20 protein-coding genes and 1 tRNA gene are annotated in these 24,709 nt (G+C 59.1%); 8 read left to right on the top strand and 13 right to left on the bottom strand.

Going from position 1 to position 24,709, the window contains the following annotated elements; translation table 11 throughout:
- Positions 1-36 precede the first annotated feature (36 nt).
- Complete coding sequence (locus ACEWMW_RS06800; protein ID WP_409413135.1) at positions 37-2,862, bottom strand: TonB-dependent receptor; 2,826 nt, start codon at positions 2,860-2,862, stop codon at positions 37-39.
- A 210-nt stretch (positions 2,863-3,072) separates the two neighbouring features.
- Positions 3,073-5,109 (bottom strand): TonB-dependent receptor, encoded by a 2,037-nt coding sequence (locus ACEWMW_RS06795; protein ID WP_409413618.1) that lies wholly within the window; start codon positions 5,107-5,109, stop codon positions 3,073-3,075.
- A gap of 102 nt (positions 5,110-5,211) precedes the next feature.
- Between ACEWMW_RS06795 and ACEWMW_RS06790 the strand changes: the two genes are divergently transcribed.
- Genes ACEWMW_RS06790 through ACEWMW_RS06775 form a run of 4 tightly spaced genes read left to right on the top strand, consistent with a single transcriptional unit; the run spans position 5,212 to position 11,867 of the window.
- Positions 5,212-6,714, top strand: coding sequence for a flavin-containing monooxygenase (locus tag ACEWMW_RS06790; RefSeq protein WP_409413134.1), 1,503 nt, complete (start codon positions 5,212-5,214; stop codon positions 6,712-6,714).
- Positions 6,715-6,747: 33 nt separating this feature from the next.
- Positions 6,748-7,512: a competence/damage-inducible protein A gene (locus ACEWMW_RS06785; RefSeq protein WP_409413133.1), complete on the top strand. Its 765-nt coding sequence runs from the start codon at positions 6,748-6,750 to the stop codon at positions 7,510-7,512.
- A 50-nt stretch (positions 7,513-7,562) separates the two neighbouring features.
- Entirely contained in the window at positions 7,563-10,496 is a 2,934-nt protein-coding gene (locus ACEWMW_RS06780; protein WP_409413132.1) for a DUF2339 domain-containing protein, read from the top strand.
- Between the two features lie 33 nt (positions 10,497-10,529).
- A complete protein-coding gene (locus ACEWMW_RS06775; RefSeq protein WP_409413131.1) occupies positions 10,530-11,867 on the top strand; it encodes an aminopeptidase P N-terminal domain-containing protein in 1,338 nt (445 codons plus the stop codon).
- 69 nt (positions 11,868-11,936) lie between these two features.
- Here ACEWMW_RS06775 and rplA read toward each other — a convergent pair whose 3' ends face one another.
- The 3 genes from rplA to ACEWMW_RS06760 all read right to left on the bottom strand — a co-directional run bounded on the left by rplA (position 11,937) and on the right by ACEWMW_RS06760 (position 15,324).
- On the bottom strand, positions 11,937-12,629 hold the full coding sequence (rplA, locus tag ACEWMW_RS06770; RefSeq protein ID WP_409413130.1) for a 50S ribosomal protein L1: 693 nt from the start codon (positions 12,627-12,629) through the stop codon (positions 11,937-11,939).
- A gap of 2 nt (positions 12,630-12,631) precedes the next feature.
- The gene (gene rplK / locus ACEWMW_RS06765) at positions 12,632-13,063 is read right to left on the bottom strand and encodes a 50S ribosomal protein L11 (protein WP_409413129.1); all 432 of its coding nucleotides are present in this window, start codon (positions 13,061-13,063) and stop codon (positions 12,632-12,634) included.
- Positions 13,064-13,470: 407 nt separating this feature from the next.
- On the bottom strand, positions 13,471-15,324 hold the full coding sequence (locus ACEWMW_RS06760; RefSeq protein WP_409413128.1) for a beta strand repeat-containing protein: 1,854 nt from the start codon (positions 15,322-15,324) through the stop codon (positions 13,471-13,473).
- A 161-nt stretch (positions 15,325-15,485) separates the two neighbouring features.
- Here ACEWMW_RS06760 and ACEWMW_RS06755 point away from each other — a divergent pair, with 161 nt between their 5' ends.
- Positions 15,486-16,919, top strand: a complete 1,434-nt coding sequence (locus ACEWMW_RS06755) for a winged helix-turn-helix domain-containing protein (RefSeq protein WP_409413127.1) — start codon at positions 15,486-15,488, stop codon at positions 16,917-16,919.
- Positions 16,920-16,970: 51 nt separating this feature from the next.
- On the opposite strand, the gene nusG is transcribed toward ACEWMW_RS06755, so the two are convergent.
- Both nusG and secE read right to left on the bottom strand, forming a co-directional pair.
- Positions 16,971-17,507, bottom strand: a complete 537-nt coding sequence (gene nusG, locus ACEWMW_RS06750; RefSeq protein WP_409413126.1) for a transcription termination/antitermination protein NusG — start codon at positions 17,505-17,507, stop codon at positions 16,971-16,973.
- A gap of 26 nt (positions 17,508-17,533) precedes the next feature.
- On the bottom strand, positions 17,534-17,755 hold the full coding sequence (gene secE / locus ACEWMW_RS06745) for a preprotein translocase subunit SecE (protein ID WP_409413125.1): 222 nt from the start codon (positions 17,753-17,755) through the stop codon (positions 17,534-17,536).
- Between the two features lie 259 nt (positions 17,756-18,014).
- On the opposite strand from secE, the gene ACEWMW_RS06740 reads away from it, so the two are divergent.
- Entirely contained in the window at positions 18,015-19,568 is a 1,554-nt protein-coding gene (locus tag ACEWMW_RS06740; RefSeq protein WP_409413124.1) for an alanine/glycine:cation symporter family protein, read from the top strand.
- 67 nt (positions 19,569-19,635) lie between these two features.
- Here the strand turns inward: ACEWMW_RS06740 and ACEWMW_RS06735 are convergent, their stop codons facing one another.
- Together ACEWMW_RS06735 and ACEWMW_RS06730 are read right to left on the bottom strand one after the other, a co-directional pair.
- Positions 19,636-19,788: a hypothetical protein gene (locus tag ACEWMW_RS06735; protein ID WP_409413123.1), complete on the bottom strand. Its 153-nt coding sequence runs from the start codon at positions 19,786-19,788 to the stop codon at positions 19,636-19,638.
- A gap of 132 nt (positions 19,789-19,920) precedes the next feature.
- Positions 19,921-19,996 (bottom strand) — tRNA-Trp (locus ACEWMW_RS06730).
- 28 nt (positions 19,997-20,024) lie between these two features.
- Between ACEWMW_RS06730 and aat the strand changes: the two genes are divergently transcribed.
- Positions 20,025-20,789 (top strand): leucyl/phenylalanyl-tRNA--protein transferase, encoded by a 765-nt coding sequence (aat, locus tag ACEWMW_RS06725; protein ID WP_409413122.1) that lies wholly within the window; start codon positions 20,025-20,027, stop codon positions 20,787-20,789.
- On the opposite strand, the gene ACEWMW_RS06720 is transcribed toward aat, so the two are convergent.
- From ACEWMW_RS06720 to ACEWMW_RS06705, 4 genes are all read right to left on the bottom strand, one after another.
- Positions 20,735-21,220, bottom strand: coding sequence for a DUF2155 domain-containing protein (locus ACEWMW_RS06720; protein ID WP_409413121.1), 486 nt, complete (start codon positions 21,218-21,220; stop codon positions 20,735-20,737). The genes aat and ACEWMW_RS06720 overlap by 55 nt on opposite strands.
- A 3-nt stretch (positions 21,221-21,223) precedes the next feature.
- The gene (locus ACEWMW_RS06715) at positions 21,224-21,619 is read right to left on the bottom strand and encodes an NADH:ubiquinone oxidoreductase subunit NDUFA12 (RefSeq protein WP_409413120.1); all 396 of its coding nucleotides are present in this window, start codon (positions 21,617-21,619) and stop codon (positions 21,224-21,226) included.
- Between the two features lie 61 nt (positions 21,620-21,680).
- Positions 21,681-22,196: a DUF192 domain-containing protein gene (locus tag ACEWMW_RS06710; protein ID WP_409413119.1), complete on the bottom strand. Its 516-nt coding sequence runs from the start codon at positions 22,194-22,196 to the stop codon at positions 21,681-21,683.
- On the bottom strand, positions 22,193-22,774 hold the full coding sequence (locus ACEWMW_RS06705; protein ID WP_409413118.1) for a regulatory protein RecX: 582 nt from the start codon (positions 22,772-22,774) through the stop codon (positions 22,193-22,195). Before ACEWMW_RS06705 ends, ACEWMW_RS06710 begins: the two co-directional genes overlap by 4 nt.
- Before the next feature lie 128 nt (positions 22,775-22,902).
- Between ACEWMW_RS06705 and ACEWMW_RS06700 the strand changes: the two genes are divergently transcribed.
- Positions 22,903-24,642, top strand: coding sequence for a fatty acyl-AMP ligase (locus ACEWMW_RS06700; protein WP_409413117.1), 1,740 nt, complete (start codon positions 22,903-22,905; stop codon positions 24,640-24,642).
- Positions 24,643-24,709: the final 67 nt, after the last annotated feature.

Below are 24,709 nucleotides of genomic sequence, written 5' to 3'. Positions count from 1 at the left end.
CGGCAGGTGGCCCTGCCGCCCCGGTTTTGATCCGGTCTAGAATTTAACCCGCATACGTGCGCCGTATGTGCGCGGCCGGGTGAAGAAACGAGTGTTGTCGAACTGCGTGATGATAATCGCCGCTTCCTTCTGCTTGTTGGTCACGTTGTTGGCATAGACTTCGAAGCGGAGCTTGCCGTCATCGCCATGGCTGTATCCCGCACCTAGATCGAAGGTCCAGTAGCCGGTAACGACGTCATTCAGACGCTCTTCGGCATCGTCGTCAGGATTGAAGTCGATCGAATTGAAAATCGTCTGGAAAGTTGAGGAACGATAGCCCGCTGAAACCACCCAATCGAGCGATCCTGATTCGACATCGATATTCTGCGACAGGGATGTATTGAGTTGCCAGCGCGGCGTGCGCGGCATCCGATTGCCGGTGATTGGACGGAATACCGCATTCACAGCATCTACATCAGACTGATAGCGGAAATCAGGGATATCGATCGAATCCTTGATCTTGGCTTCGAGCCACAGGGCGTTGAAGTCCCAGTTTAGGCCCGCCGGAAGATCAAGACCGCCCTCGACATTGATGCCGTAGATTTCCGAGTCGGCCGCGTTAAAGTTGTAACCAACAACAAGCTGCCCCGATGTACCTTCCGGAAGAGGTACAGTGTTGCCCAATTCTGTCTCGAAATCGACAATTGTATCAACAGCGACCAGAGCGCTGAATGCCTGGTCCTTATAGTCATTGTAGAATGCAGAGCCGTTGAGAGTGGCTTTGATATCACCCAACCAGAATTGGTTCTTGGTACCAAGTTCGTACAGGATCACGTTCTCAGTATCCGTGGTTGGAACGAAGCCATTGCTACCGAGGTTGTCGTTGAACGTGCCCGACTTGTGGCCACTAGCGACAAGGGCGTAAACCAGATTGTCCGGCGTGATGTCGTATTCAGCGCGAAGTCGCCAATCGACAAAGTTGTCTGCGATTGCTCCATCCTGCTCGAAGATCTGTCCCTGAAATGGCACCGCATAAGTAAAGGCGCCTGGATTGCCTGGGAAAAATCCGCCAGCCCAGTTGGGATCTTGCGTGAATCCGTTACAGGTCCAAAAATCTCCAGTGACTGTGTCGATGCACTCTGTGGTTAGGATTTCGCCACCTTCGCCATTGGGTGTTGCGAAGAAACCCTGCGCTCCATTCAAAAGAATGTCATCGACGTTATCCCGCAAACCAAACTGCGCGACACCGTTTAGCCAGAAGTCGAAGACTTCTTGATCGGTAATGGTGCCATCGCCATCGATGTCGCCGTTGAAAAGAGTGCGGTCAAATGCGGCAAATTCAAACCCTTCAGTGCCGTAGCGGGCACCACCACAGCAATTGAAGTTTCCGTCGCCCAGAGCGAGACCATAACGAACAGCAACACCTTGGCGGCTCTTCTGGTCATCAGTGTAACGGATGCCAGCGGTCACGCGGAACTTGTCGCTTACTTCCCAAGTTGCATCGGCATAGACGGCCCAGCTCTCAGCATCGACATCGGGCATGACAAACTCGACGCCTTGGAAAAACAATCCGCGGTCACCGGTCGAGCCGAGGAAGGCCCGCTGGTTTTCCTTGAAATACATTCCACCGAGCGACCAGATGAACGGACCTTCGGAATTGAAGATCCGCAGCTCGTTGAAGTAGCTTTCTGAGTCGGTGATCGACTGGAAGCGTGACCAGTTGTCAAACACCTCGTTGAGTACAATGTCTGGATCCACCAAAGGCTGGCTGCCGTCCGGTAGCGGTGCAGCCAAAACGTCGTCGCGTGTTGCGAGGTTATCCAGCACTCCGGGATAGAACGGCGTCAGCGGTGTTGTAGCGTCGTAGTCGGCGACGAGATCGCGATAGCTGCTGGTAAACTCGATCGTGAAAGGGTCAGCTTCATACGAAACCGTTGCGCGCAATCCATAGTGCTTGTTGTCAAGGATCGGCGTGAAAGCGTTGGCAATCACATCGCGCGGATCCTCGATGTCGCGAGGATCGATGCCCTCACCAAGCGGATTGGCGTAATTGGTGCCTGTATAGCCGGTTCCTTCCTCGTGGATGTAGTCACCAGCAAGAAGGACGGAGAGACGATCAGTTGGTTCGTAGAGGAACTGGGCGCGAAACGCCTTGTTGTCTTCCGCCTCGGCAACGTCGATGTTCTGGATCGGTCCGACATTGTTGTAGTAGCTGTCGTGCTTGAGATACATCCCAGAGAACCGGAATGCGGCTTTTTCGCCGATCGGCACATTGATCATGCCACGGAATTCGGCGTGATCGTAGTTGCCATATCCCACTTCCAGCTCCGCATCCCAGATGCCAATGCCTGGCTTCCAGGCAATGGCGTTGACCGAACCTGCCATGGCATTTCGGCCACGCAAGGTACCCTGCGGGCCAATGTTTACTTCGACCCGCTCGATGTCGAAGAAGGCTGATCCAATGCCTGCTGGGCGCGGAACGTAGACGCCATCATAATGGAACGCCGCAGCAGGATCACCCAGTTCGGTATTGTTCGATGAACCGACGCCGCGAATCCAGATTTCAACATTGCCACCATTGTTGGCGACCGTGAGGCCGGGCAATTCGTCATTGAAATCGGTGATATCCTGAATGCCCCTGGAGCGTAAGTCATCGCCTTGGAATACCGCAGCAGTACCGGCATAGTCCTGGAGGTTTTGCTCGCGACGATCAGCCGTCACAACGATTGTATTGGAGACTTCAGGCTCTTCCGCCTGCTCAGTGGTATCGGCATCCTGTGCGAAAGCCGGCGGCGCTAAAGCGCAGAGAGCTAGGCCAGATGCAGTTGTGAGTGCGGCGAAGCGGCTCGGAAGCGCTTTGCGACTGAAGATTGCCTGAGACATTGTTCCTCCATGATCCCGATCACATTGACAGCATTACTCTGTCACTGAGCTCCGACTTAACCCTTATTGTGAGCGTTCACAAGACAAAAATGAACGTTCACAATTTCCTGTTGTATTGGGGCAACATAGGTTGACTGAGCCGTGCGGCTCACGACCATGTTTCAAAGCTGCGCGTCTTGATCGGACCCGAATCATCCCGCCCCGGTTTGATCAGAACCCGTAGCGCATGCCCGCCCATAGTGTTCGCGGCGCGCCCAGATCGGTCGCCCCCCTTGAATTGCGGGTCACCACTTCCTCATCGGTGATGTTTTCGGCGCGTACGACGAGCTGAAGCTTTGCGCCTAGCGGCGCAGCAAAGTAGGCTCCGAGGGTCGTCGCTGCAGGAAGGACATCGCTTTCCTGATCGCTTTCGAATTGCTTGCCGACATGCCGCAAACTGAACGCGGCGAGCCATCCCTTTGCCGGCTCCCAAGACATCCGAGCAAAAGCGGAGAAACGCGGTACCTGCGGAGGACGATTGCCATCCAAGGCCAGCGATGCGCTGCTACCATCGACTTCGGCATCGGTATAGATCAGCGACCCATTGAAGCGCCAATCACCACTTTCGATACCCGCCTCAAACTCAAGCCCGCGCGCATCGATTGCCGGCAGGTTCTGCCGCTGGCGCAAGTTCGGCTCCAGCGTCACATTGGCAATCGCATTCTCGACCCGGTTATCAAACGTTGTCAGAGCGAGGTTCAGTCCTTCGGAAGGCTGGAAGTCCAAGCCGATTTCGAAGCCTTCCAGCCGCTCATTGCGCAATTCGGCATTAGCTTCAGTCACCACCGGAAAAACCACGAAGGGACGATAAAGCTCGTTGAGCGTGGGCAAACGAATGCCGCTGTAGGCTGCACCCCGAACGCTTAGTGCCTCGCCTAGACCAAGCCGAGCGCCTGCGCGGTAGGTGACGGACCAGTCCGAGCGATCATCGGCGATTACCTCGCTTACCAGATCACCCTGCGGGTCGACGGCACGATAGAGCCCACCGGTGACGCGGGTGTGATCGGCACGCAAGCCGCCAGTCAGGACCAATCGACCCAATGTCCAGTCATGCTCGGCAAAGAAGCCGAGATCGGATGTCGCGCCACCGGCCCTGCGGCGTTCACGCAAGGCTTGAGTGAAGGCGCTATAGGCTTCTTCCTGCAACTCTCCTGAAGCACGGCGATAGTCTACGCCAAGGCGCAGCACCTTACCTTCGCCCATCGGTGGGCGCAGCTCAAACTTCCCGCCAATCCCAGTGGAAGGCGTGTTGCGCTGGTCCAGTACACGGACAAACCGCGTCGAACTGATCACTTCATTGGAGAAATTGCGCGACTGGACATAGGCCAGTGCATCGAACTGCCACAGCCCGTGTCCGACCAGTCGCAGCGAAGCATCCTGACCTTCGCTTGAGCTATCCGCCCCTTCGAATCGCAAGGTACGCCGATCATCGAAGGCTGCGATCCGTGCTTGCAGGTCAATTGTCGGGGCGATCGGAGTTACCGCTCTTATGGAGCCCGAAAAACTTTCGAAGGCGGCACGCGCGGTTGCTGGAACGCGCTGGTCTAGCGGGGTTGTAAAGAAGCCCTTGCCTCGGTCCCAACGCCCCGTCGCAGTGACAAATCCGGCTCCGAGCCGGGCCGATCCCAATGCGCTGGCCTCGGTCTCGCCGCGCTGGTTAGCGAGAAAACCGGCAGTTACCGGGCTGCCCGGTCGGTAGTCCACACTATCGAGTTCAATTGTCCCAGCCAGCGCTCCTGCCCCGAAAGGACCAGACCCGCCCCCACGCGTGACCCGGATCGCCTGCAAGCTTTCCGGCATGATTGATGACAGGGGTATATAGCCGAAGAACGGGTCTGCAATCGGCACCCCGTCCAGCAAGACGAGTGCGCGGCTCGTGGCATTTCCCCCGAGCGCGCGCAGCGTGACGCCTTGGGCAGAAGGGTTGGAAGAGCGGCTGTCCGAGCGACGGAACTGCTGGAAACCAGCGACACTGCCCAGAACGTCCTCGATCCGTCCTGAGGGGGCGGTGAGGATCGTGTCCCGCTCAATCTCTACAGTTGAATAGGCAGCTGTTCCCGGCGCTTCGGGCAGCCGTGCAGTGACGACGATTTCCGGATCCGATCCTTCGGAATTCTCAGTCAAACTATCAGAAGCGTCGTACACTTGTGCCGAAGCGGGAGAGGAAAGGGCGAGAGCACTCGCCGTTAGTAGAAGCGGTCGCAACATGCTGCGCCCTTTCGCTGGCATGATAGTCAGTTGCAAGCTGAAATCCATTACTTGTGCGCCAACCCGCCGTCGCTTACACTATTGTCAACAGGAGATGGATGAATGAGCGCGAGCGAAAGCGATTTCGACGTATTGATCGTTGGAGCAGGTATCTCGGGCATTGGCATGGCCGCGCATTTACGGATGAAGCTGCCCGGGCATTCATATTGCATAGTCGAACAGCGCGAGAATATCGGCGGGACATGGGACCTGTTCCGCTATCCAGGGATCCGTTCCGACAGCGATATGTATACGTTAGGCTATGAGTTTGAGCCCTGGCGCGAAAAAGAAACAATCGCCAAGCGAGAGCTCATCGTAAACTACCTACAACAGGTGGTCGACAAATACGAGATTGGCCAGAACATTAGCTTCGGCCACAAAGTCGTATCTGCCGAATTCGATAGTTCCGCAGGTCTTTGGACGGTCCAGCTTGAAACTACCGACGGTCAATCTACTGCTGTCACGGCAAAATGGATCTACCTCGGCTCAGGATACTATAGCTACGACGAACCGCACGATCCCGGCTTCGATTTCTCTCAGTTCGATGGCACTGTCGTACATCCACAGTTCTGGCCAGAGGAACTCGACTATTCAGGCAAGAATGTCGTGGTGATCGGATCTGGAGCGACAGCAGTAACCATCGTTCCGGTTATGGCGCAGACTGCTGCGAAAGTGCTCATGCTTCAACGGACGCCAACGTATCTTCGTTCTATGCCGCTTGCGAGCAAGATCTATAGCTTCGTCCGCACTGTTCTGCCCGAGAAAACTGCGCACCGGCTTCTGCGTTGGTTGAATATCCAGAACCAAGACAAGATGTTCAAGCGGGCACAAGAATTCCCAGACGAAGTGCGGGCTAAAATCGAAGCAGAGAACCGCAAGATTCTTGGCGATAACTATCGGGAAGAAGATCTCACGCCGCCCTATAATCCGTGGGATCAGCGCATGTGCTTCATGCCGGATGGCGATCTACTAGAGGCCATTAATGATGGCAAAGCCGAGATCGTCACAGCCAGGATTAATGGGTTCGAGAAAGGCGGTATCCGGTTGGAGGATGGGCGCTTGCTTCCGGCGGACATCATTGTCACTGCGACTGGCATTACCTTGCTGATGGCCGGCGGTGTCGACATTGCGGTTGACGGGCAAAAATTCGTCCCGGACGATCACTTCTATTACAAGAGCGCGATGATTTCGAATGTCCCCAATCTTACCCATCCCGTACCGTATACCAATGCCGGTGCGACACTGAGGTTCGACCTTCTAGCAGACTACACTTGCCGCGTTCTGGCGCACATCAAGGACGGCGGGTATGATTTCGCAGTGGCATTTCTCCCGGATGATCACGGTCTCGAACCAATCAATTCTTTTGCCCTGGAATCGGGTTATGTTCAGCGATCAAGAGAAGCATTGCCGCACAGCACAGCAAGCGATCCTTGGAGGCTCAATCATGACTACCTGCATGATCGGGAGTATATGAAAAGCAGCCCGATTGACGATGGTGTGCTCGAATTTCGCAGAAGCAGGGCTAACGCAATGCGGGCTGAAGAACAGCTTGAAGCTGCAGAGTAGCGCAAGGGCTGATTTCCTCCTAAGCCCGTGATCATGAGTTCCAAAGACAAGATATGGACCGCAGGTCTCGTCATTATTGGTGACGAAATTCTCTCCGGCCGCACGCATGACAAGAACATTGCTCAGGTCGCCAGCTGGCTACAGGTGCAAGGCATACGCCTTTCCGAGGTGCGCGTCGTCCCCGATATCATGGAGCGCATCGTCGAAGCGGTGAATGCGCTGCGCGAAGGCTATGACTACCTTTTCACTACGGGCGGGATCGGCCCGACGCATGACGACATTACCGTCGATGCGATAGCAGCCGCACTGGGAGTGGATGTCATCGTGCACCCCACGGCCCGCGCGATCCTCGAAAAGTATTACGCTGACAAGCCGGGCGGGTTGACCGAGGCGCGGCTGCGCATGGCGCGCGTGCCGGCTGGCGCGGAGCTGATCCCCAATCGCATGTCCGGCGCGCCGGGCATCAAACTCGGCAATGTCCACCTGATGGCGGGGGTGCCGCACATCACCGCCGGCATGCTCGATGCGCTGACCGGCACACTGGAGGGCGGCGCGCCGCTTCTTTCCGAGACGGTAGGTTGCTGGACACCCGAAAGCGAAGTCGCCGACATCTTGCGCGAAGTGGAGAAAGCCCACGAGGACTGCCAGATCGGCAGTTACCCTTTCTTCCGCGACGGGAAAGTCGGTGCCAACTTCGTGGTTCGCTCGACCGACGAGAACCTGCTGAAAAGCTGCGTCGATACCCTGTGCGATGGCCTTGGCACGGCCGGCTTCGATTTTACGCCCGGCGGGATCTGACAAACGTGCCGGCTAGCGGGCTTCACTAAAGGACGACAGGAGGGGCGAACATGACCTGGCTCATGATCTTCGGCCTCGCCGGAATTGTCGCGTATCTTTGGAACCGGCTCGACCGCGCCGAGCGGCGCCTCGAAGCTATCGATGATCTTCAGGAACGAACGCTTATCCAGCTTCGCGACTTGCTGACAAGCAGCCCCCCAGCCGAAAACGAAACGCGGCAAGAAGCGGCGCCGGATGAACAAGAGCCGCAGCCGACAGTGCCCAAGATTGCTGCCAAGCGTGAAGCGCCGCCCGCGGTGCTCAAGGTTGGCAGGCCCGGCAAAGGCGCCCCAGCGGACGTAGCAACCGAACAGAAGGCTGATCCGCCGCAACCGGCCAGGCCCCGCTTCGAGCTGCCCAAATTCGCATTCGATTTCGAAGACATCTTTGGTCGCAAACTGCCAATCTGGGGTGGCGGAGTAGCACTGGCGGTCGCTGGCGTTTTCCTTGTGCGCTTTGCAATCGAAGCAGGCCTACTCACCCCAACCGTGCGCGTGGCAATGGCCTTCCTGTTCGGCATTCTGTTGCTCGGAGGAGCGGAGCTGGCGCGTCAATTCAACGAAAAGGTTCCGGACGAACGCGTAGCGCAAGCGCTAGCTGGAGCCGGATTGGCGACACTCTATGCCGGGTTCTACCTCGCCGGAACGCAATACGGGCTGATCGGAAAGGTCGTTGCGTTCCTCGGTCTTGCCGGCGTGACCGCTTCCGCAATTGGCTTGTCTTTCCGCTTCGGCTTGCCAAGCGCGGTGCTGGGTCTTGTTGGTGGTTTCGCCGCCCCGGCGCTCGTCGGCAGCGATGGCGGCAACATCCCCTTGCTAGCGCTCTACCTGGGCCTCGTCACCGCAGGGCTCACTTTCACAGGAGATCGCCAGAAGCGGCAATGGATGTCAATTGCCGCCTTGGTCGGGGGGCTTGGCTGGGGCGCGTTGCTTCTCCTCACGGGAGACTTCGGAACGAATGAAGTCTTCGCCGTCGGCCTCTACCTCCTTGTGCTCGGCGCGGTGCTTCCAGCTCTCGCTTCGGCGGGGCGATTTACGCGCTACCTCCGGCTCGGTGCGGCTGCGCTGGCGAGCATGCAACTGGCTGTCCTCGTCGATGCAGGCGGATACTCAGAATTGGCTTGGGGGCTCTATCTCTTGATGGCCGCAGCACTAGCCTACCTTGGTTGGCGCAACGACAAGGTCCGCGAGGCGTCGGCATTCGCGGCCGCGATCGGTGTCTTCCTGCTGATGCAGTGGCCCGATCCTTCCGCCAGCTTCTTTGCCTTAGTAGCGGCATCGCTCGCAGTAATCCTTGCTGGAGCGCCTCTCGCTCTCGCTTACCTTCAACGAGAGCGCTTGCTCGACTTGGCGCAGATTGGTGCCGTCCCGCTTGCGCTCGCCATGGTGGCATATTCTCAATTCGGAAGCTTTGATGGCAATTCAGTCGAAGGACTGCTCGCTTTGGCCACTGCAGTCTTGGCATCGCTGCCGCTGGTTGGGGCATGGCTGATTGCTGATCGGGTTCGGCCCACTAGCTTCGCCGCGCTATGCGCGAGCGGGTTGGCCATGGTCTTCACAGCAATGCTGATGGTTACGCCCCCATGGAGTGCGCCGGTAGCGGCCCTGCCTTCGCTCGCGGCTGCAGCATGGCTCTGTCACACGCGCGGCGCAAACGCGCTTGTGAATGTCTTCTGGGGCGGCGGCGCGGTTGCTGCACTGGCGCTGATCGCGACTCCCGATTTCTTTGACGAGTTCGAGCGCGTGGTTGGCATGAGTGGTGGCTCCGAAACCGTACGGGCATTGATGCGATGGCTGGCAGTTACCGCGTCATTCGCGGCACTGGCTTGGCTCGAGCAGCGGATCGAGTTCAAGCGAGCCGCCGAAGCGCTGGCGGCCGCACTGTTTTACGGTACCCTTGCGCAAGTCCTTCCTGCGGACGTGCTGGCGGGAATGGCGGCGCTGCTGGCAATCGCGCTGGTTTATGTCATGCCGGCGCGAATTGCAGCGCAATCCACACTGGCCGCCATCGCTTTCTTGTGGGCACTTGAGCCTCTGGGAATGTGGCTCGGAGCCGGTCTTTCCTCGCTTGCGAGCGATCCGGTGTTCGTCATCGACCTTCCCGAGCCGTTCGAGGTCCTGACGCGGCTCCTGCCAGCAGCATTTGCGCTCGCACTGTTGCGGGTTCCCGATAGCGCCGGAAGGCACGCTCAATTGGCCTTGCGCGCAATTGCCATCACGTTGGCGCTTGCCGGCCTGCATACTCTGTTCAAGCAACTGTTTGCGATTGAAACTCTCAGCGCATTTGTCGACTACGGGATGATCGAGCGTACAATCTGGCAGGCACTCATTCTCGGTGCTGCGTGGATCGCCATGAAGGCACCACACAAATTCGAAACCCAGCGCACCCTTGGCGCCGCTCTTGCTGCAGCCGCGCTAGTCCATTTTGCGCTCTACACCGGCATCATCCACAATCCGCTGTGGGACCGCCAATCGGTCGGCCCTGCCCCAATCGCGAACCTCGCCCTGCTGGCCTATGCCATCGCGGCCGCCGCAGCGCTCTCTTTGCGCGCATGGCTGACCGCACGCTGGCATCCGCTCTTTGACGGGCTGGTAGTCCTGCTCACCAGCCTCGGAGCACTCACTCTTCTACGCCAGATATTCGCCGGAGCGATCCCGGTTGACGCACCTCTGGGGCCAACAGAAGACCTGCTTCGCTCGGTCATCGGAATAGCCCTAGCGATCGGATTTCTTATCCTTGGAGCGCACCGCAAGGAGCGCAGCTGGCGGGTGGGTTCGCTGGTGCTGATGCTGATTGCGGTTGCCAAGGTGTTCATTTTTGATGCTGCCGGCCTCGAAGGGTTGATCCGGATCGCCAGCTTCATGGCCTTAGGTTTCAGCCTGATCGGGATCGGCTGGATATATTCGCGCCAGTTGCGCTTGCCAGATGCCGATCCGGAACGATAACCAGAGGCGAGAAACGAAAGAGGATGATGCCGAATGCTGGATAGACGCAAACTGCTGGGCGGGATGGCCTCGGTCGCTTCGATGCCGTTATTCAGTGGCACTGGCGCTTGGGCACAAGACCTTTCCGGACCGGCGAAATTCGCCAGTCCGTCGCGCACCTTTCCCTTTACGCCTGAAGTATACCGCGAGCGGCGCGCGAAGCTGATGGAACAGATGGGCGGCGGTGTCGCGGTCCTGCATGGAGCGCGTGCGCTTGCCGAAGGGCGGCTCGACCCACTGACGAGCCAGGACAACGATTTTTCCTATCTCACGGGGCTGCAAGACGAAGCCGGGGCTGCCCTCTTGCTAGTCCCGGGCAAAGAGCGCGGACCGCGCGAGTTCCTGTTCCTGGCTGCGCGCGATATCGCAATGGAACGTTGGGAAGGCGCACGCTTGGCCGACGGCTCCGAGTTGGAACGTCGTACCGGCTTCGAGCGCGTACTTCGCAGCGGATCGCTGGGCGGCTTCACTACCAGCCATGCGGCGCGGCACCCAGAGATGCACTTCCTTGGTCCGGTCGTATCGCCAGGATCGCCCGTGCCGCAATCGCTCAAGCTTTATGGTGACATCGCTTCCCGGGTCCCGGGAACACGCGTCAGCAACTCCGCCACACTGATCCGCGACATGCGTGTTGCAAAAGAGGCGCGCGAGATTGCGCTTATCCGCAAGGCGATCGCAGCCACCGAAGCTGGCCTGAACGCGGCCATGCGCGCAGTTCGGCCGGGCATGAGCGAACGCGAACTCAAAGCCTTTATCGAGAACGCGTTCCGCGCAAATGGTGCTGACGGACTAGGCTTCTCGTCCATAACCGCGACAGGCCGCGCGACAGCTGTGCTGCACTATACAGGCAACGACGGGGTGATCCAGGATGGCGACATGGTGTTGTGCGATGTCGGCGCCAACGTGGGCGGCTATTCGGCGGACATCACCCGCACTTTCCCCGCCAATGGCCGTTTCACTGATGAGCAGCGCAACGTCTACAACACGGTCTTGGACGCGCAGACAGCTGCGGTCGCAACGCTGAGGGCAGGCTCGTACTACTCCAGCGCGCAGGATGCGGCTGAAGCGGTGATTGACGCTTCGGGCCACGGCGATGCGTTCTGGCATGGCCTTGGCCACTTCATCGGCCTCCATGTCCATGATGTCGGCGACTTGCAGGACCCATTGCCCGAAAACGCGACGCTCACTGTCGAGCCAGGCATTTACCTCCCTGATCGCAGTTTCGGGGTGCGGATCGAGGACGACTACCGCATCACTTCGGGCGGCGCCGAGCATATGAGCAATGGCGTGCCGCGCACAGTTGAGGCAATCGAAGCGGCGATGAACGAATAGTCAAAAGGAAAGGGCCGGAGGATTACTCCTCCAGCCCCTTCGCATTTCGTTTTCAGGTAGGAAAGTGACTTACGCCCCTTCGACTTCCGCGAGGTCGATCTTGAGGCCCGGACCCATGGTCGAGGTCAGCGAGATCTTCTTCACGTAACGGCCCTTCGCGCCCGTAGGCCTGGCCTTCACGATCGCATCGGTCAGCGCCTTGAAGTTCTTCGCCAGGTCTTCGTCCTTGAACGAGAGCTTGCCGATACCGGTGTGGATGATGCCCATCTTCTCGACGCGGAATTCGACCTGGCCGCCCTTGGCGTCCTTAACGGCCTGTTCCACGTTCGGTGTGACGGTGCCCAGCTTCGGGTTCGGCATCAGGCCTTTCGGACCCAGAACCTTACCAAGGCGGCCGACGACAGCCATCATGTCGGGCGTTGCAATCACACGATCATAGTCGAGATTGCCCGCCTGCATGTCTTCCATCAGGTCTTCCGCGCCAACCTTGTCGGCACCGGCAGCTTCGGCCTTCTCGGCATTCTCGCCGCGCGCGAATACGGCAACCTTCACGTCCTTGCCGGTACCGGCAGGAAGCGAAACCATCCCGCGGACCATCTGGTCGGCGTGACGCGGATCGACACCGAGGTTCAGGGCGACTTCAACCGTTTCGTCAAACTTCGCCTTGTGCTCGCGCAGCGTCTTGATCGCTTCGTCGACGCCCCAGAGCTTCTCGTTATCGAGTTCGGCGACTGCTTTCTGCTTCTTGGTTTGCTTAGCCATGATCAGCCCTCCACCACTTCGATGCCCATCGAACGGGCGCTGCCACCGATGATCTTGACCGCCTGGTCAATGTCGTTGGCGTTGAGATCCTTCATCTTGGTCTCGGCGATTTCGGCAAGCTGCGACTTCTTGATCGAGCCGATGATGTCCTTGCCCGGCTCGCTCGAGCCCGACTTGATCTTCATCGCCTTCTTGATCAGGTAGCTCGCAGGCGGACTTTTCGTTACGAAAGTGAAGCTGCGATCCGCATAGACCGTGATCTTGGTCGGGATCGGAGCGCCTTTTTCGAGGCTGTCCGTCGCGGCGTTGAACGCCTTGCAGAATTCCATGATGTTGACACCGCGCTGACCGAGCGCGGGACCAATCGGAGGTGAGGGGTTTGCAATGCCGGCTGGCACCTGCAGGTTGATATAACCGTCAATTTTCTTGGCCACGATGGGCCTCCTTTCACACTGTCGAACCACCACGCCGTTGCGCGGTTTGTTTGGCTCTCATGTTAAGTGGTCAAACAGCAGGTCGCCCTGCCTCCCACACTGAGTTCCCTTTCGGGCCAAAGCCCTCGGGACCGCGCGCAGATAGCGTTTTTGAGCGCGATTGCAAGCGATTCCTCTGGCCAAAACTCGCATCCAGCCCCGCGGCAAATCCTACGCGATGGAGCACATGGAGCACAGTCCAAGGCACAAAACCTTGCGGACGAAGCGCAGGACAATTGAACTTATATCGATACAGGATCGGAGCCTATTCATACGGCCCATGATAACGATCGGTCCAACAGTAGGAAAACGCGCCGCAGCTGGCCGCCGATCCGGGACGGGCCCGGACCGGCAGCTTCTTCAGCAGCTCAGAATTCGCCCGCGATACCTGCCCGTACGGCAGCCGAGTTGCCGCCCGCGTAACTGAGGCCTGCGGTGATCGCCATATCGCCCGGTACCCGGTGCATCAGGCCGAGCGAGAAGCCGACTTCGCCGCGGTACATGGCGACATTGGAGGCATAGCTGGTCTTGCCCGCTTCGCTCGGGAAGTGCGGATGCGCCGCCGCCGCGATCGAGGCGATGCCGCGCTGCGCATCCTTGTCCATGGTGGCGGTGAGATCGAACAGCGTGTCCACGCTTCCCTCCAATGTGCCGATCCGGCCGGTATTCGCCATAATCATCGCCGTATTGTCCGCCACCGCCGCGCTGCTCACAGCAGAGAGGGAAGCGATCGCTACGCTATTGGTCCCGATCTGGGCCGAATTGCCCGCGGTCACGGTGTAAAGCTCGCCGATATCAGTTTCGTTATCTGCAACGCGCGCGGAGTTGGCAGCGATAGACGAGGTGTTCGTCGCGACACCCGTGGCATTGGCGGCGATATTCGAGCTGTTGCTGGCGATCCCCGCCGCATTCGTACCGATGGCGGTCGAATTGGCGGCGATGCCATTGGTATTGGCACCGATGGCGGTGTCAATGTCTCCGATCGCCGATGCATTACCGGCGATAAGAGTGGAATTGGCCGCGATGCTCGCCGCATTGGCGCTGGTTGCGGTATCGATAAGCGAGATTGCACCGGAATTGACTGAGACCGCCTGGTCGGTCGCGAACAGCTGCGATCCGTTGACCGCATCGGTGCTAGTTGCCGTGACAGCGCCTGCCGCCAAATTGACCAGTTGGCGCTCTGACCCGGTCGATCCGATAGAAACTGTATTGGCGACATCGGCGATCGAACCTGCGCCCAGCGCAACGGCGTCGTCAACCGAAGCATTGCTCTGGGTTCCGAGAGCGAGGGAATTCGCACCGGTGGATTGGGTGGCGTGCCCCAGAGCGATCGATCCACCGCCATTGGCCGTTGTGGGCGTATCGCGAGTACGAGCAGAAGCTCCTAAAGAACTGCTTTCTAGGGAGAAACCAATCGCACTTCCAATCGCGATGTTTAGTGATGTGCCTGCACCCCCCGATGTAATTGCAAAGGAACCAAGGGCCATGTTCCCTCCGCCAACGGCGTCGGCTTCGAGCCCCAGAGCGACGGAGTAGGGACCGGCCGTGGAAGCAGCCCCGACGGCAACCGCGCCGTCCGACGCAAACGATGAAGCTCCAACGCTGACTGCTACAAAGTCAGCGTTCGCAATTTGCCCGACAGATACCCCGCTACTATCCGATTCGGCCTGATACCCAGCTGCAACACCTCGACTGAAGGCGAGCGATCCTGAGCCGATCGCAATCGCCTGGAAGTCAGCATCTGCGCTGAAACCGAGCGCGGTGGCGTCTGGGCGAGTCGCTTCGCTGCGCGAACCCACAGCAGTTGCTCGGTCGGCACGTTGAAATCCTGATCCTAAATTTAAACCCGCAAGCGCTCCGTCACCAAGGGCCAAAGTGCCCAGTCCCACGGCCGTAGCTCCGCTGCCGAGGCTGGTTGCCGATGGATCGCGAGACAAAACGGTCGAGTAGCTTCCGAATACACCTATGTTATTAGCGAAAGAACTCGCCAGTGCACCGGACCCAACGGCGGTATCGTCATCGGCCAAGGTGATCGCATTGGCCCCCACCGCGGTAGAATCGCTGCCGTTGTTGGCGGTCGTTGCTCCGGTGCCGCACTCGGTGCTGTCCGTTCCGCCGATGCCGTCGTTGCATTCGGGCGTTCCATCAGCCCATGCAGGGACGCTCCAACCGGCTGCGGCCAATGCCAGTATGCTGGCGGTATAGTTGATCGATGTACGCAATTTCTGTCTCCTCGCTTGTGGCGAGGACGCCGGATCGCCGCATTCAATGCGTGATTGCGACACCCCCGGTTACCGCCCCGCAGGGGGACTGCGGGACGGCCTCCTTCCCCTTGGCACCGGAAGGGATTGAAATACCTTAGGAACTTCTTATGATGGGCCTAATGGACAAGCCGATAGCCTCGGTCGCAAACCTTGAAAGTCACATCATAGCACCGCAACAAACCCTCTCGGACTTCCGGGCCGACGGCGTGCTCGTGCAACCGCGCCAGAACCGTATCTCCAGGGGGCAGAGCGCTGCTGCGCTCGAGCCCAAGGCAATGGCAGTGCTCAATGCTCTGGCCAAGGCGCGGGGGGCCGTGCTGAGCCGCAGCGAGTTGCTCGACAGCGCATGGGGCGGTGAGCTCGGCTCGGACGAAAACCTTTCGCGCGTGATCTCGCAATGCCGCAGCGGCTTTCGCAAGATCGGGGCGAAGGATCCCATTCGCACAGTGCCGCGCACAGGATATGCGTTTGTCCATACGACCATCGAGAGCCCGTTGCCGCCGCAGGCACGCTACCGCCCGCAGCCGCGCGCGCATGCGCTCTATCTCGAAGGGCGGACCCTGGCTGCGCGGATCTCCAGCCCCGCAGAGCTCGGCCAGGCGGTCGAAATGCTCGAAGAGGCGGTTTCGATCGACGAGGGTTTTGCCGAAGGGTGGGCGGCGCTTGCCCAGGCCCGGGCAACGGCAGCAGGCCACAGTCCATTTGGAAATCGCAGGGCGCTTACCTGGTCGGCAGAGGATGCAGCCAGGCACGCCTTGGAACTCGATGGCCAGGCCTACCGCGCGCATACCGTCTTGGCGCAGGTTCTGCTGGCCAAGCGGGACTTCAGCGGTGCACTTACGGCAGCCCAAACAGCCTACGAGATGTCGAGCCACGACGCGGAATCCGCCATGTGGCTAGGCTATATCTATGCGATAATCGGGCACGTCGAGCGGGCACTGCCGCTGCTGGAAGAGGCGGTCGCGGCCGATCCGCTGCAAGGTCGCAGGCAGATGATCCTTGCCATAGCGCTCAATGCGGCAGGCGATTTCGAACGTGCGGAACAGCATGCCAAGATCGCCATCAGCCTGAATTTCTTCGGCGCGCATGAACCCTATTCGGCTGCGGCCTACCTGCGCAGCGACAATGCCGAAGCGATCGCGCGGTTCGATCATGCACTCGACAATTTCAAAGTAATCTACGCCCGCGAGCCGCGCTTCTCGACCCTCCTCAAATTTGCAGCGCGGGGCATTTATGGGGGCGGCCGACTTTCTCGTAGGCTGCTGCTCGGCGCCGCCGTATCGGTTGCCAAGCTTGCTCCGAAGACGGAAGAGGGATTCCTACCCTATATCTTCTTGCGAACCGGCTCTGCGGATCACTTATTCGGCGCGCTGTGGAACGGTCTGCTGCCAGGCGTCTCGGTCATTGCCATCTATCTGTGGGACCGGTCTGATTCCTCGGCCATGATCCGCTCGGACGCGAATTTCGGCGCATTTGCGGACCGGATCGGACTGACGCAGGTCTGGCAAGAGCACGGCATGCCCGACTGCTGGCCAGCTAACAGCCAATCGTAGCTTGGGCCTCGGCCCGGCCTGTATTGCAGAGGGCCGCAGCCCGCCGCGGCTTTACTTGACCAGTTCGACCTGTTCGAACTCCAGCTCGACCGGCGTCGCGCGGCCAAAGATCGAAACTGAAACCTTGACCTTTTGCTTGTCGAAATCGAGTTCCTCGACGAGTCCGTTGAAGCTCGCGAATGGGCCATCGAGCACCTTGACGCTGTCGCCGATTTCGTAATCGACAGTGATTTCGCGCTTGGGCGCCGACTTGGCCTCTTCAACACCGCCGAAGTAGCGCGCAGCTTCCTTCTCGGAGATCGGCTGCGGCTTGTTGTTCGAGCCGAGAAAGCCGGTCACCTTCGGAGTGTTCTTGACCAGGTGGTAGACATCGTCGGTCATCTTGAGCTTGGCGAGCACGTAGCCCGGCATGAACTTGCGTTCGATCTGGACCTTCTTGCCGCGCTTGATTTCGGTAACCGTTTCGGTCGGCACTTCGACAGCCTCGACCGCTTCGGCGAGGCCGAGGCGCTCTGCTTCACTCAAGATCGATTCGCGGACCTTGTTTTCGAATCCGGAATAGGCGTGGATGATGTACCAGCGGGCCATGGGTTATCCTGTAATTATGTGGTCGGTCAGGCGAGTTCGAGGAGCCACTCGACGACAGCGCCGAATATCGAATCGATGAGGAGGAAGAATAGCGACAGGATCACCATCATGATGAACACGAAGATCGCCGTGCGGATTGTCTCCTCACGTGTGGGCCACACCACCTTGCTCGTTTCGGTCCGGACCTGCCGGATGAACTCGCCGGGCGAGGGCTTGGGCTTCTTCGGTGCGCTCTGTTTTTCAGCCATGGGCTCTTACTCGTCAAAATGCGTCACGCCGTTCGCGACCGGTTTCAGGTAGGGTTCCGCGCCGCCCCGAACAAGGTCCGGGAGGGGCTTTCATCTGATTCCAATGTCGGAAGACGATTGGCCGTTTAGGGCGCAGTTTGGCCAAATGCAAGCCGAGACGCACGCCAGTGGTTACACTTGCGACTTTAGGGCTGGTCATCGTCGGATCGCGCCACTAGCCTGCGCCGCTTCTGACGGGAAGCATTAGGGGAAGCCGAAAATGGCAGCTAGCGAGGCCGGATCACCAACACTGGTAGATCGAGTCGTAAATGTATCCGACTTCATTTGGGGTGGTGAGTGGAACGGAGAGCCGGTCTCATGGCTTAGCTTGGGGGGCGTTGCAGTCCCCCCGATGGTGATCATACTGCTCGGTATCGGGCTCTACATCATGATCGGCCTCAGATTTTACCCAATCCTCAAGCTCGGCAGTGCGTTCAAGGGCTTGTTTGCGGGCCGCAAGGGCAGTGGCGACGGGGAGATTTCTCCGTTCGCAGCGCTCTCAACAGCGCTTTCGGGGCAAGTCGGTACAGGCAATCTCGCCGGGGTAGCATTCGCCATTGCCTGGGGTGGCCCGGGTGCCGTCTTCTGGATGTGGGTAACCGCGTTGATCGGTATGGCGCTGGCCTTTGCTGAAGGTTCTCTCGCAATCCGTTATCGTGAAACGACGTCGGACGGAGTGAAACGCGGCGGGCCAATGAGCTACATCATGATGGGGCTGGGTCCGAAGTATACCTGGCTTGCCATCCTCTTCTGCCTCGGCACACTTTTCTCGGCACTTGTGACAGGCAACTCGATCCAGTCGAACGAAGTCGCCACCGGCCTCAACGAGCTATTCGGGATCGAGCGCTGGCTCGGTGGCCTGATCGTCGCCATTGCAGTGTTTATCGTTATCATCGGTGGCATCAAGTCGATCGGGAATGTGGCTGAGAAGGTCGTCCCGTTCATGGCGGCAGCCTATATCGTGCTGGCCATCATTGCGCTGATCCTCAATGCGAGCGATCTGCCAGAAACGTTCAGCCGTATTTTCGCAGGCGCTTTCAACAACCAAGCTGCCGAAGGCGGATTTGTCGGCGCATTGATTATCATCGCCATCAGGGCCGGTGTGGCGCGCGGACTGTTCTCGAACGAGGCGGGCCAAGGTTCGACCCCGATCGCGCACGCTGTGGCGCAGACCAACGATCCCGAGCAGCAGGGCCGCATGGCAATGCTTGGCACCTTCATCGATACGATGGTGATCTGCACCATGACTGCGCTGGTAATCCTCACCGTCCAGGGTGATTTCACCGGCGCGGGTCAAGCAGTCGAGCACGTCTGGCAATCCGATCTCAGCACTGTCGAAACCGCGGGTGTGGCGACGACCATCGCCGCCTACAGCGCGGCATTCCCAACCTTGATCGCGGGTGTCCCACTCGGCACCTTGGTGGTGAGCGCTGCGCTGATCCTGTTCGTATTCACGACACTCCTTACGTGGAGCTATTATGGCGAGCGCGCGATCACCTTCATCTACGACCGCGTACCGGGCTCGACCCGTGGCGGCGAGAAGGTGCTGCATATCATCTGGCGCGTGATCTGGTGCGTTGCGATCTTTGTCGGGGCAACCCAGCCATCGCAACTGGTCTGGCGCTTGGGCGACATCTCGAATGCGGCGATGGCGTTGCCCAACTTGCTGGCGCTCGTGCTACTGTCCGGCGTCGTGTTCAAGCTCGCAAAGGGTGACAAGACTGCTGGCAAGGACTTCGCAGCGGAAACGGCTGAGGAACCCGAAGAGTACTGACACTCACGAAAAAGGGCCGCTCGCCTAATGGCAAGCGGCCCTATTCGAAATCTCGTTCGGACTGGGCTTAACGGAAGCCCATCAGGCGCGCCCAAAATCCGGGCGGTTCTTCCATCGGACGCACCCTGCCATACTTGCGGCGACGCAAGCTCGCGTCGGTATAGCTACGCGGATGCACCCATGAATCCGGGCGACTCGTGTGATAAACGTGACTGGACATCGCAAAGTCTCCTTGTGACAATGCCCTCCCTTGCAAATACCAATGCAAATCAGGTGCTTCTGGTTCCCGCAGTGTCCGGAAAAAAGGAAACGATGTGTTTGGGAGGGCGCACAGAATTTGCGCGCGAAGAACTGGCAGGGGTGACAGGATTCGAACCCGTGGCCCTCGGTTTTGGAGACCGATGCTCTACCAACTGAGCTACACCCCTGCAGCGCGCCGCGCTCTAGGGCCATCGGATGAGAATGGCAAGCGGTGAGAAGAGGCGCGACGCTTTGCTGTCTGACTGTTATGATGTCAGTGCCATGCATGCGCCGCTCCAACCACCTATTCCGCTCGAGACGCTGATGCTTGCCTATCGCAACGGCATCTTCCCGATGTCGGACGGACGCAAAGCGGAAGAGGTGTTCTGGGTCGAACCGCGCGAACGCGGCATCTTGCCGCTCGATAACTTCCGCTGCAGTCGTTCATTGAAGAAGATGATCCGAACTTCCCCGATCAGTGTTACCTGCAATCAGGATTTTGATGCGGTCATCGAAGCATGCGCTGCACCGCGGCCCGGCCATCCGGAAAGCTGGATCAACCAACCAATCATCGACAGCTACCGCGCATTGCATCGCCTCGGATACGCGCATTCACTCGAATGCTGGGACGGAGAAGAATTGGTCGGCGGGCTCTATGGAGTGGGTTTCGAAAGCGTTTTCTGCGGGGAATCGATGTTCAATAGCCGCCCTAACATCTCGAAGCTTGCGCTTGCATGGCTTGTCGCGATCATGCGTCATGCGGGATATCGGTTGCTCGATTGTCAGTTCATAACCGACCACCTCGCTTCGTTGGGCGCGCAGGCAATCAGCCAGGCTGAATATCTGCAGCAGCTCTACTTGGCCACCAAACAGCCCGCGCCGTCGTTACCCAATGCTTTCGATGCCTTGATAGAGGCTGCGGCGACTCAAGAGGTCTCGCCTGCGAAGTTCATCGCGCAGTCCTTCACCCACACATCATAGATCGGATGTTCGACCACGTTGAGGGAGGGTGATTCCTTGAACAGCCAGCCCGAAAATACGCGTTCGAAATCAGCGTCGTTTCCGCGTCCCCGCACCAGCACTTGCACGAAGGCGCCGGTCTCTTTGGGCATCTCCCAAGGCGCGGTGCGTTCGCAAGCCTGAAGCCGCACAATCACATCGCCAACCCGGCGCGTTTCGCCCGGTCGCATCTCCAGATCCTGCGTGAGATTGTTGCGCTTGTTCAGCAGGCCCAGGGTCGCGACCCGCTCTTCCATGGGAGTCCCGATCCCGGCATCGGCCGGATCGACCACCGGCCCCGAGCTTTGCAGCTCATCGGGAACATCCGTCTCGATGGCTCCTGGCTCGGGCGCGTCTTCGGAGCAAGCCGATAGCAATGCAAATGCAGCGGCAAAGGCGGCCACCCGGCGCATGGCTTAACTGTCCGGGCTCCAGGCCTCGTAATCGCCTGTGGCACCGGCACGCTTGCCGCCGCTCTCTAGCGCGCCCTGCGGCCGATAGGCACTGAGCGTTCCGGTTGCATTGGGGGTGTAATCAACTTCCCAGATGCGCGGCGGCGGAAGATGGCTTTCCGGCACATCTTCGCCTGCACCGTGCAACCAACCATGCCATTCGGCGGGCACGCGGCTCGAATCGTTCGCCCCGTCATAGATTACCCAGCGGCGTTCGCGCTGACCCTCTTTGGGCTTGGAGCGATAATATTTGTTGCCCTGCGCATCGGTACCGACATGCTCGCCGTGACGCGCGGTGTGCAACATGGTGGTGAGCGTCGCGCCGTCCCACCACGTAAAGATCTTGCCGAGAAAACTCATGCCAGCGCGCCTAGCCGATTCGATCCTCGGGGCCAAGCGCGAAGACAGGCGTAGGCTGCACCTACCACTCGACTGTGTCGCCCGGTTCGATGCCAAGTTCGGCTGCACGCCCACCCCTGATTTCCAGGACTGCGATTACCGGACCATCAGACGGGATCGAATCGAGTGAGTAGGGTTCAGCCATCGCGGCGATATTGCGGATCTTGCGATCTTCCCCGATGAAAATCAGGTCCAGCGGCAGCGGCGTGTTGCGCATCCAGAAGCTGCGTGGGATCGGAAACTCGCTAGGGAAGATCATCCCTTCGAAATCGCCCAGCTCGGTGCGGAACATCAGCCCCCGGGTTTGCGCTTCCGGAGTAGAAGCCAGTTCGACCTCAAAGCCATAGTTTTCCTCTCCGCTATCAATCTTGGCGATGATGATATCCAGGCCGGAGATCGGGTGTTTGGCATCGAGCGGCAGCACTTCCGATGACGTTGCGGGCTGGCCAGTCGAGGCATCTGCCGGAGTTGTTGCCGATTGCGGTGAGCAAGCAATGAGCGCAGCGCCAATCAGACAAGCAAAGATTCGCATCATCATTCCATTCCTTCGGCTTCTGCAACCCAGTCAGCGGCGCGATCTATGTCTGCAGCATCAACCATCGCCTTTGCAGCATCGAAGCTATGACCTGCGCGCACCATCGCTGCAATCTGCTTTTCTCGGATCTTGCGATCAAGTGGTGCACCGAACGGACCAAATCGGCGGCGTTCGGCCAGCCTGTAGGCGCTCTGGCGTTCTTCAAACTCGCTGCCCGCGACGTCTTGCCGCACGTCTTCATCGATCCCCGCCGCACGCAGATCCTGCTCCACCCGACGCGCGCCGTAGCCGCGTGATCGCAGGCCCTCGCCGCGCGAACGGGCGTAGGCCGCATCATCGATGTAACCGAGCTCGACGTATCGCTCGACCAAAGCTGCGATCAGACTTCTGACATCGGCTTCCTCTTCATCGGCACCCTCAAAGCCACGCTCGCGAGTTTTTCTCTGAAGATAGGTCGCCAATTTAGCAGAACTGGTCGAAAAACGGGCCACGTAGGCCAGCGCCAATTCTTCCAGTTTCGCTGCATCGAGCGGCTTCGGCTTGCGTCTGCGCCGGGAATAGCCTGTTTCCTTTGAAACCATTTGGCCATATTCGTGCCACACTCATTAGGAAATGGGAAAGGCTGATACGGGGTAGAGAGCCGAATTTGGGCCGTATCGCAGCAGAATTCTTCGTAACGCACTGAAAAATACGGGTATCGCAAGGGTAAATGAACGACGCCGCTATGAAGCCGACGCCGAATAATTGCGAACTTCCCCGCCGAAAAGCGGATTTCGCAACCTTCATCGAGGCCATCGACTACGCCGCAAGGAGCGAAAAGGGCCTCAACTTTCACGATATGCGGGGAACGCTGGAACGCGTTTATCCCTTCGCGGAGATGCGGGAGGATGCATTGGCGATGGCGCGCCGCCTGATCGCATCAGGTATCGGCAAGGAAGACCGCGTTGCCCTGATTGCGGAAACCGGTCCCGAATTTGCCGCACTTTTTTGCGGATGCATCTATGCCGGGGCCTGGCCGATTCCGCTGCCGCTACCGACCACCTTTGGCGGCCGCGACAGCTATATCGAACAGCTCGCAGTGCAATTGACGAGCAGCGATCCAAAGATGCTCATCTATCCGGCCGAAATTTCCGAAATGGCCGCCGCCGGTGCAGAGAAACAGGGCTGTGAAGGAGTGGATTGGGACAGCTTCGCTGACCGCCCCGATCCGCAATGCGAACTTCCGGAAACGCATCCGGATGACATTTGCTACCTACAATACTCGTCTGGCTCGACCCGCTTCCCAACGGGTGTCGCTGTAACCCACCGCGCACTGCTTAATAATCTGGCGGGTCACAGCCATGCGATGAAGGTTGGAGACAATGATCGCTGCGTCAGCTGGCTCCCCTGGTATCACGACATGGGCCTTGTCGGCTGCTTCCTTTCACCTATCGCCAACCAGGTTTCTTCGGACTATCTGCGCACCGAGCACTTCGCGCGCCGTCCGCTGGCATGGCTTGACATGATCAGCCGCAACGAGGGCACGACGCTCTCCTACTCGCCCACTTTCGGCTACGATATTTGCGCGCGCCGCATTTCCAGCCAGAGCCATGTCGGCGACCGCTTTGACCTCTCGCGCTGGCGCATAGCCGGCAACGGCGCCGACATGATCCGGCCCGATGTGATGCAGGGATTCGTCAACGCCTTCGCCGAAGCCGGGTTCAAGGCGAGTGCCTTCACGCCGAGCTATGGGCTGGCCGAGGCGACACTTGCTGTCACTGTCATGCCACCGGGTGAAGGTATTCGCGTCGAACTGGTCGAAGAAGAACGTCTCTCGGGTACTCCGCGCGATCTCTCTCGCCCGGCGCGCTACCGGGCGATCGTCAATTGCGGCAAGCCGGTGCTCGATATGGATGTCGAGATTCGCGGCGAGAATGGCGACGTCAAAGGTGATCACCAAATCGGCAAGGTCTGGTGCCGCGGCCCCAGCGTGATGCACTCCTATTTCCGCAATCAGGAAGCGACCGATGATTGCCTGATCGACGGTTGGCTCGATACCGGCGACATGGGCTACATGGCCGATGACTACCTGTTCATTGTTGGCCGTGCCAAGGACATGATAATCATCAACGGCAAGAACCACTGGCCGCAGGATATCGAATGGGCAGTCGAGCAATTGCCCGGTTTCAATCACGGCGACATCGCAGCATTTTCAGTCGAGACCGAGAATGGTGAAGAAGCGCCCGCCGTACTGGTCCACTGCCGCGTTTCCGATCCGGAAGAACGGATCCGCCTACGCGACCTGATTTCCGACAAAGTCCGGTCGGTCACCGGAATGGGCTGCGTCGTCGAGCTGGTCCCGCCGCGTACATTGCCGCGCACCAGTTCAGGCAAGCTCAGCCGCGCCAAGGCGAAGCAGCTCTATCTGTCGGGCGAAATCCAGCCTCTCGAACTAAAAGTCGCGGCTTAGGCGCATACCCATCAAGGGTTGCGGTTTTGGTCGCGCGCGGCATCCAGCCTGTGCTAGTCTGTCAAAA

Origin of the sequence: Litorerythrobacter xanthomarinus, assembly GCF_046254955.1 — a bacterium.
Taxonomy (GTDB): Bacteria; Pseudomonadota; Alphaproteobacteria; order Sphingomonadales; family Sphingomonadaceae; genus Qipengyuania_C.
Note: the sequence above shows the minus strand (reverse complement) of the source record. Positions and strands in the feature narration are given on the sequence as shown.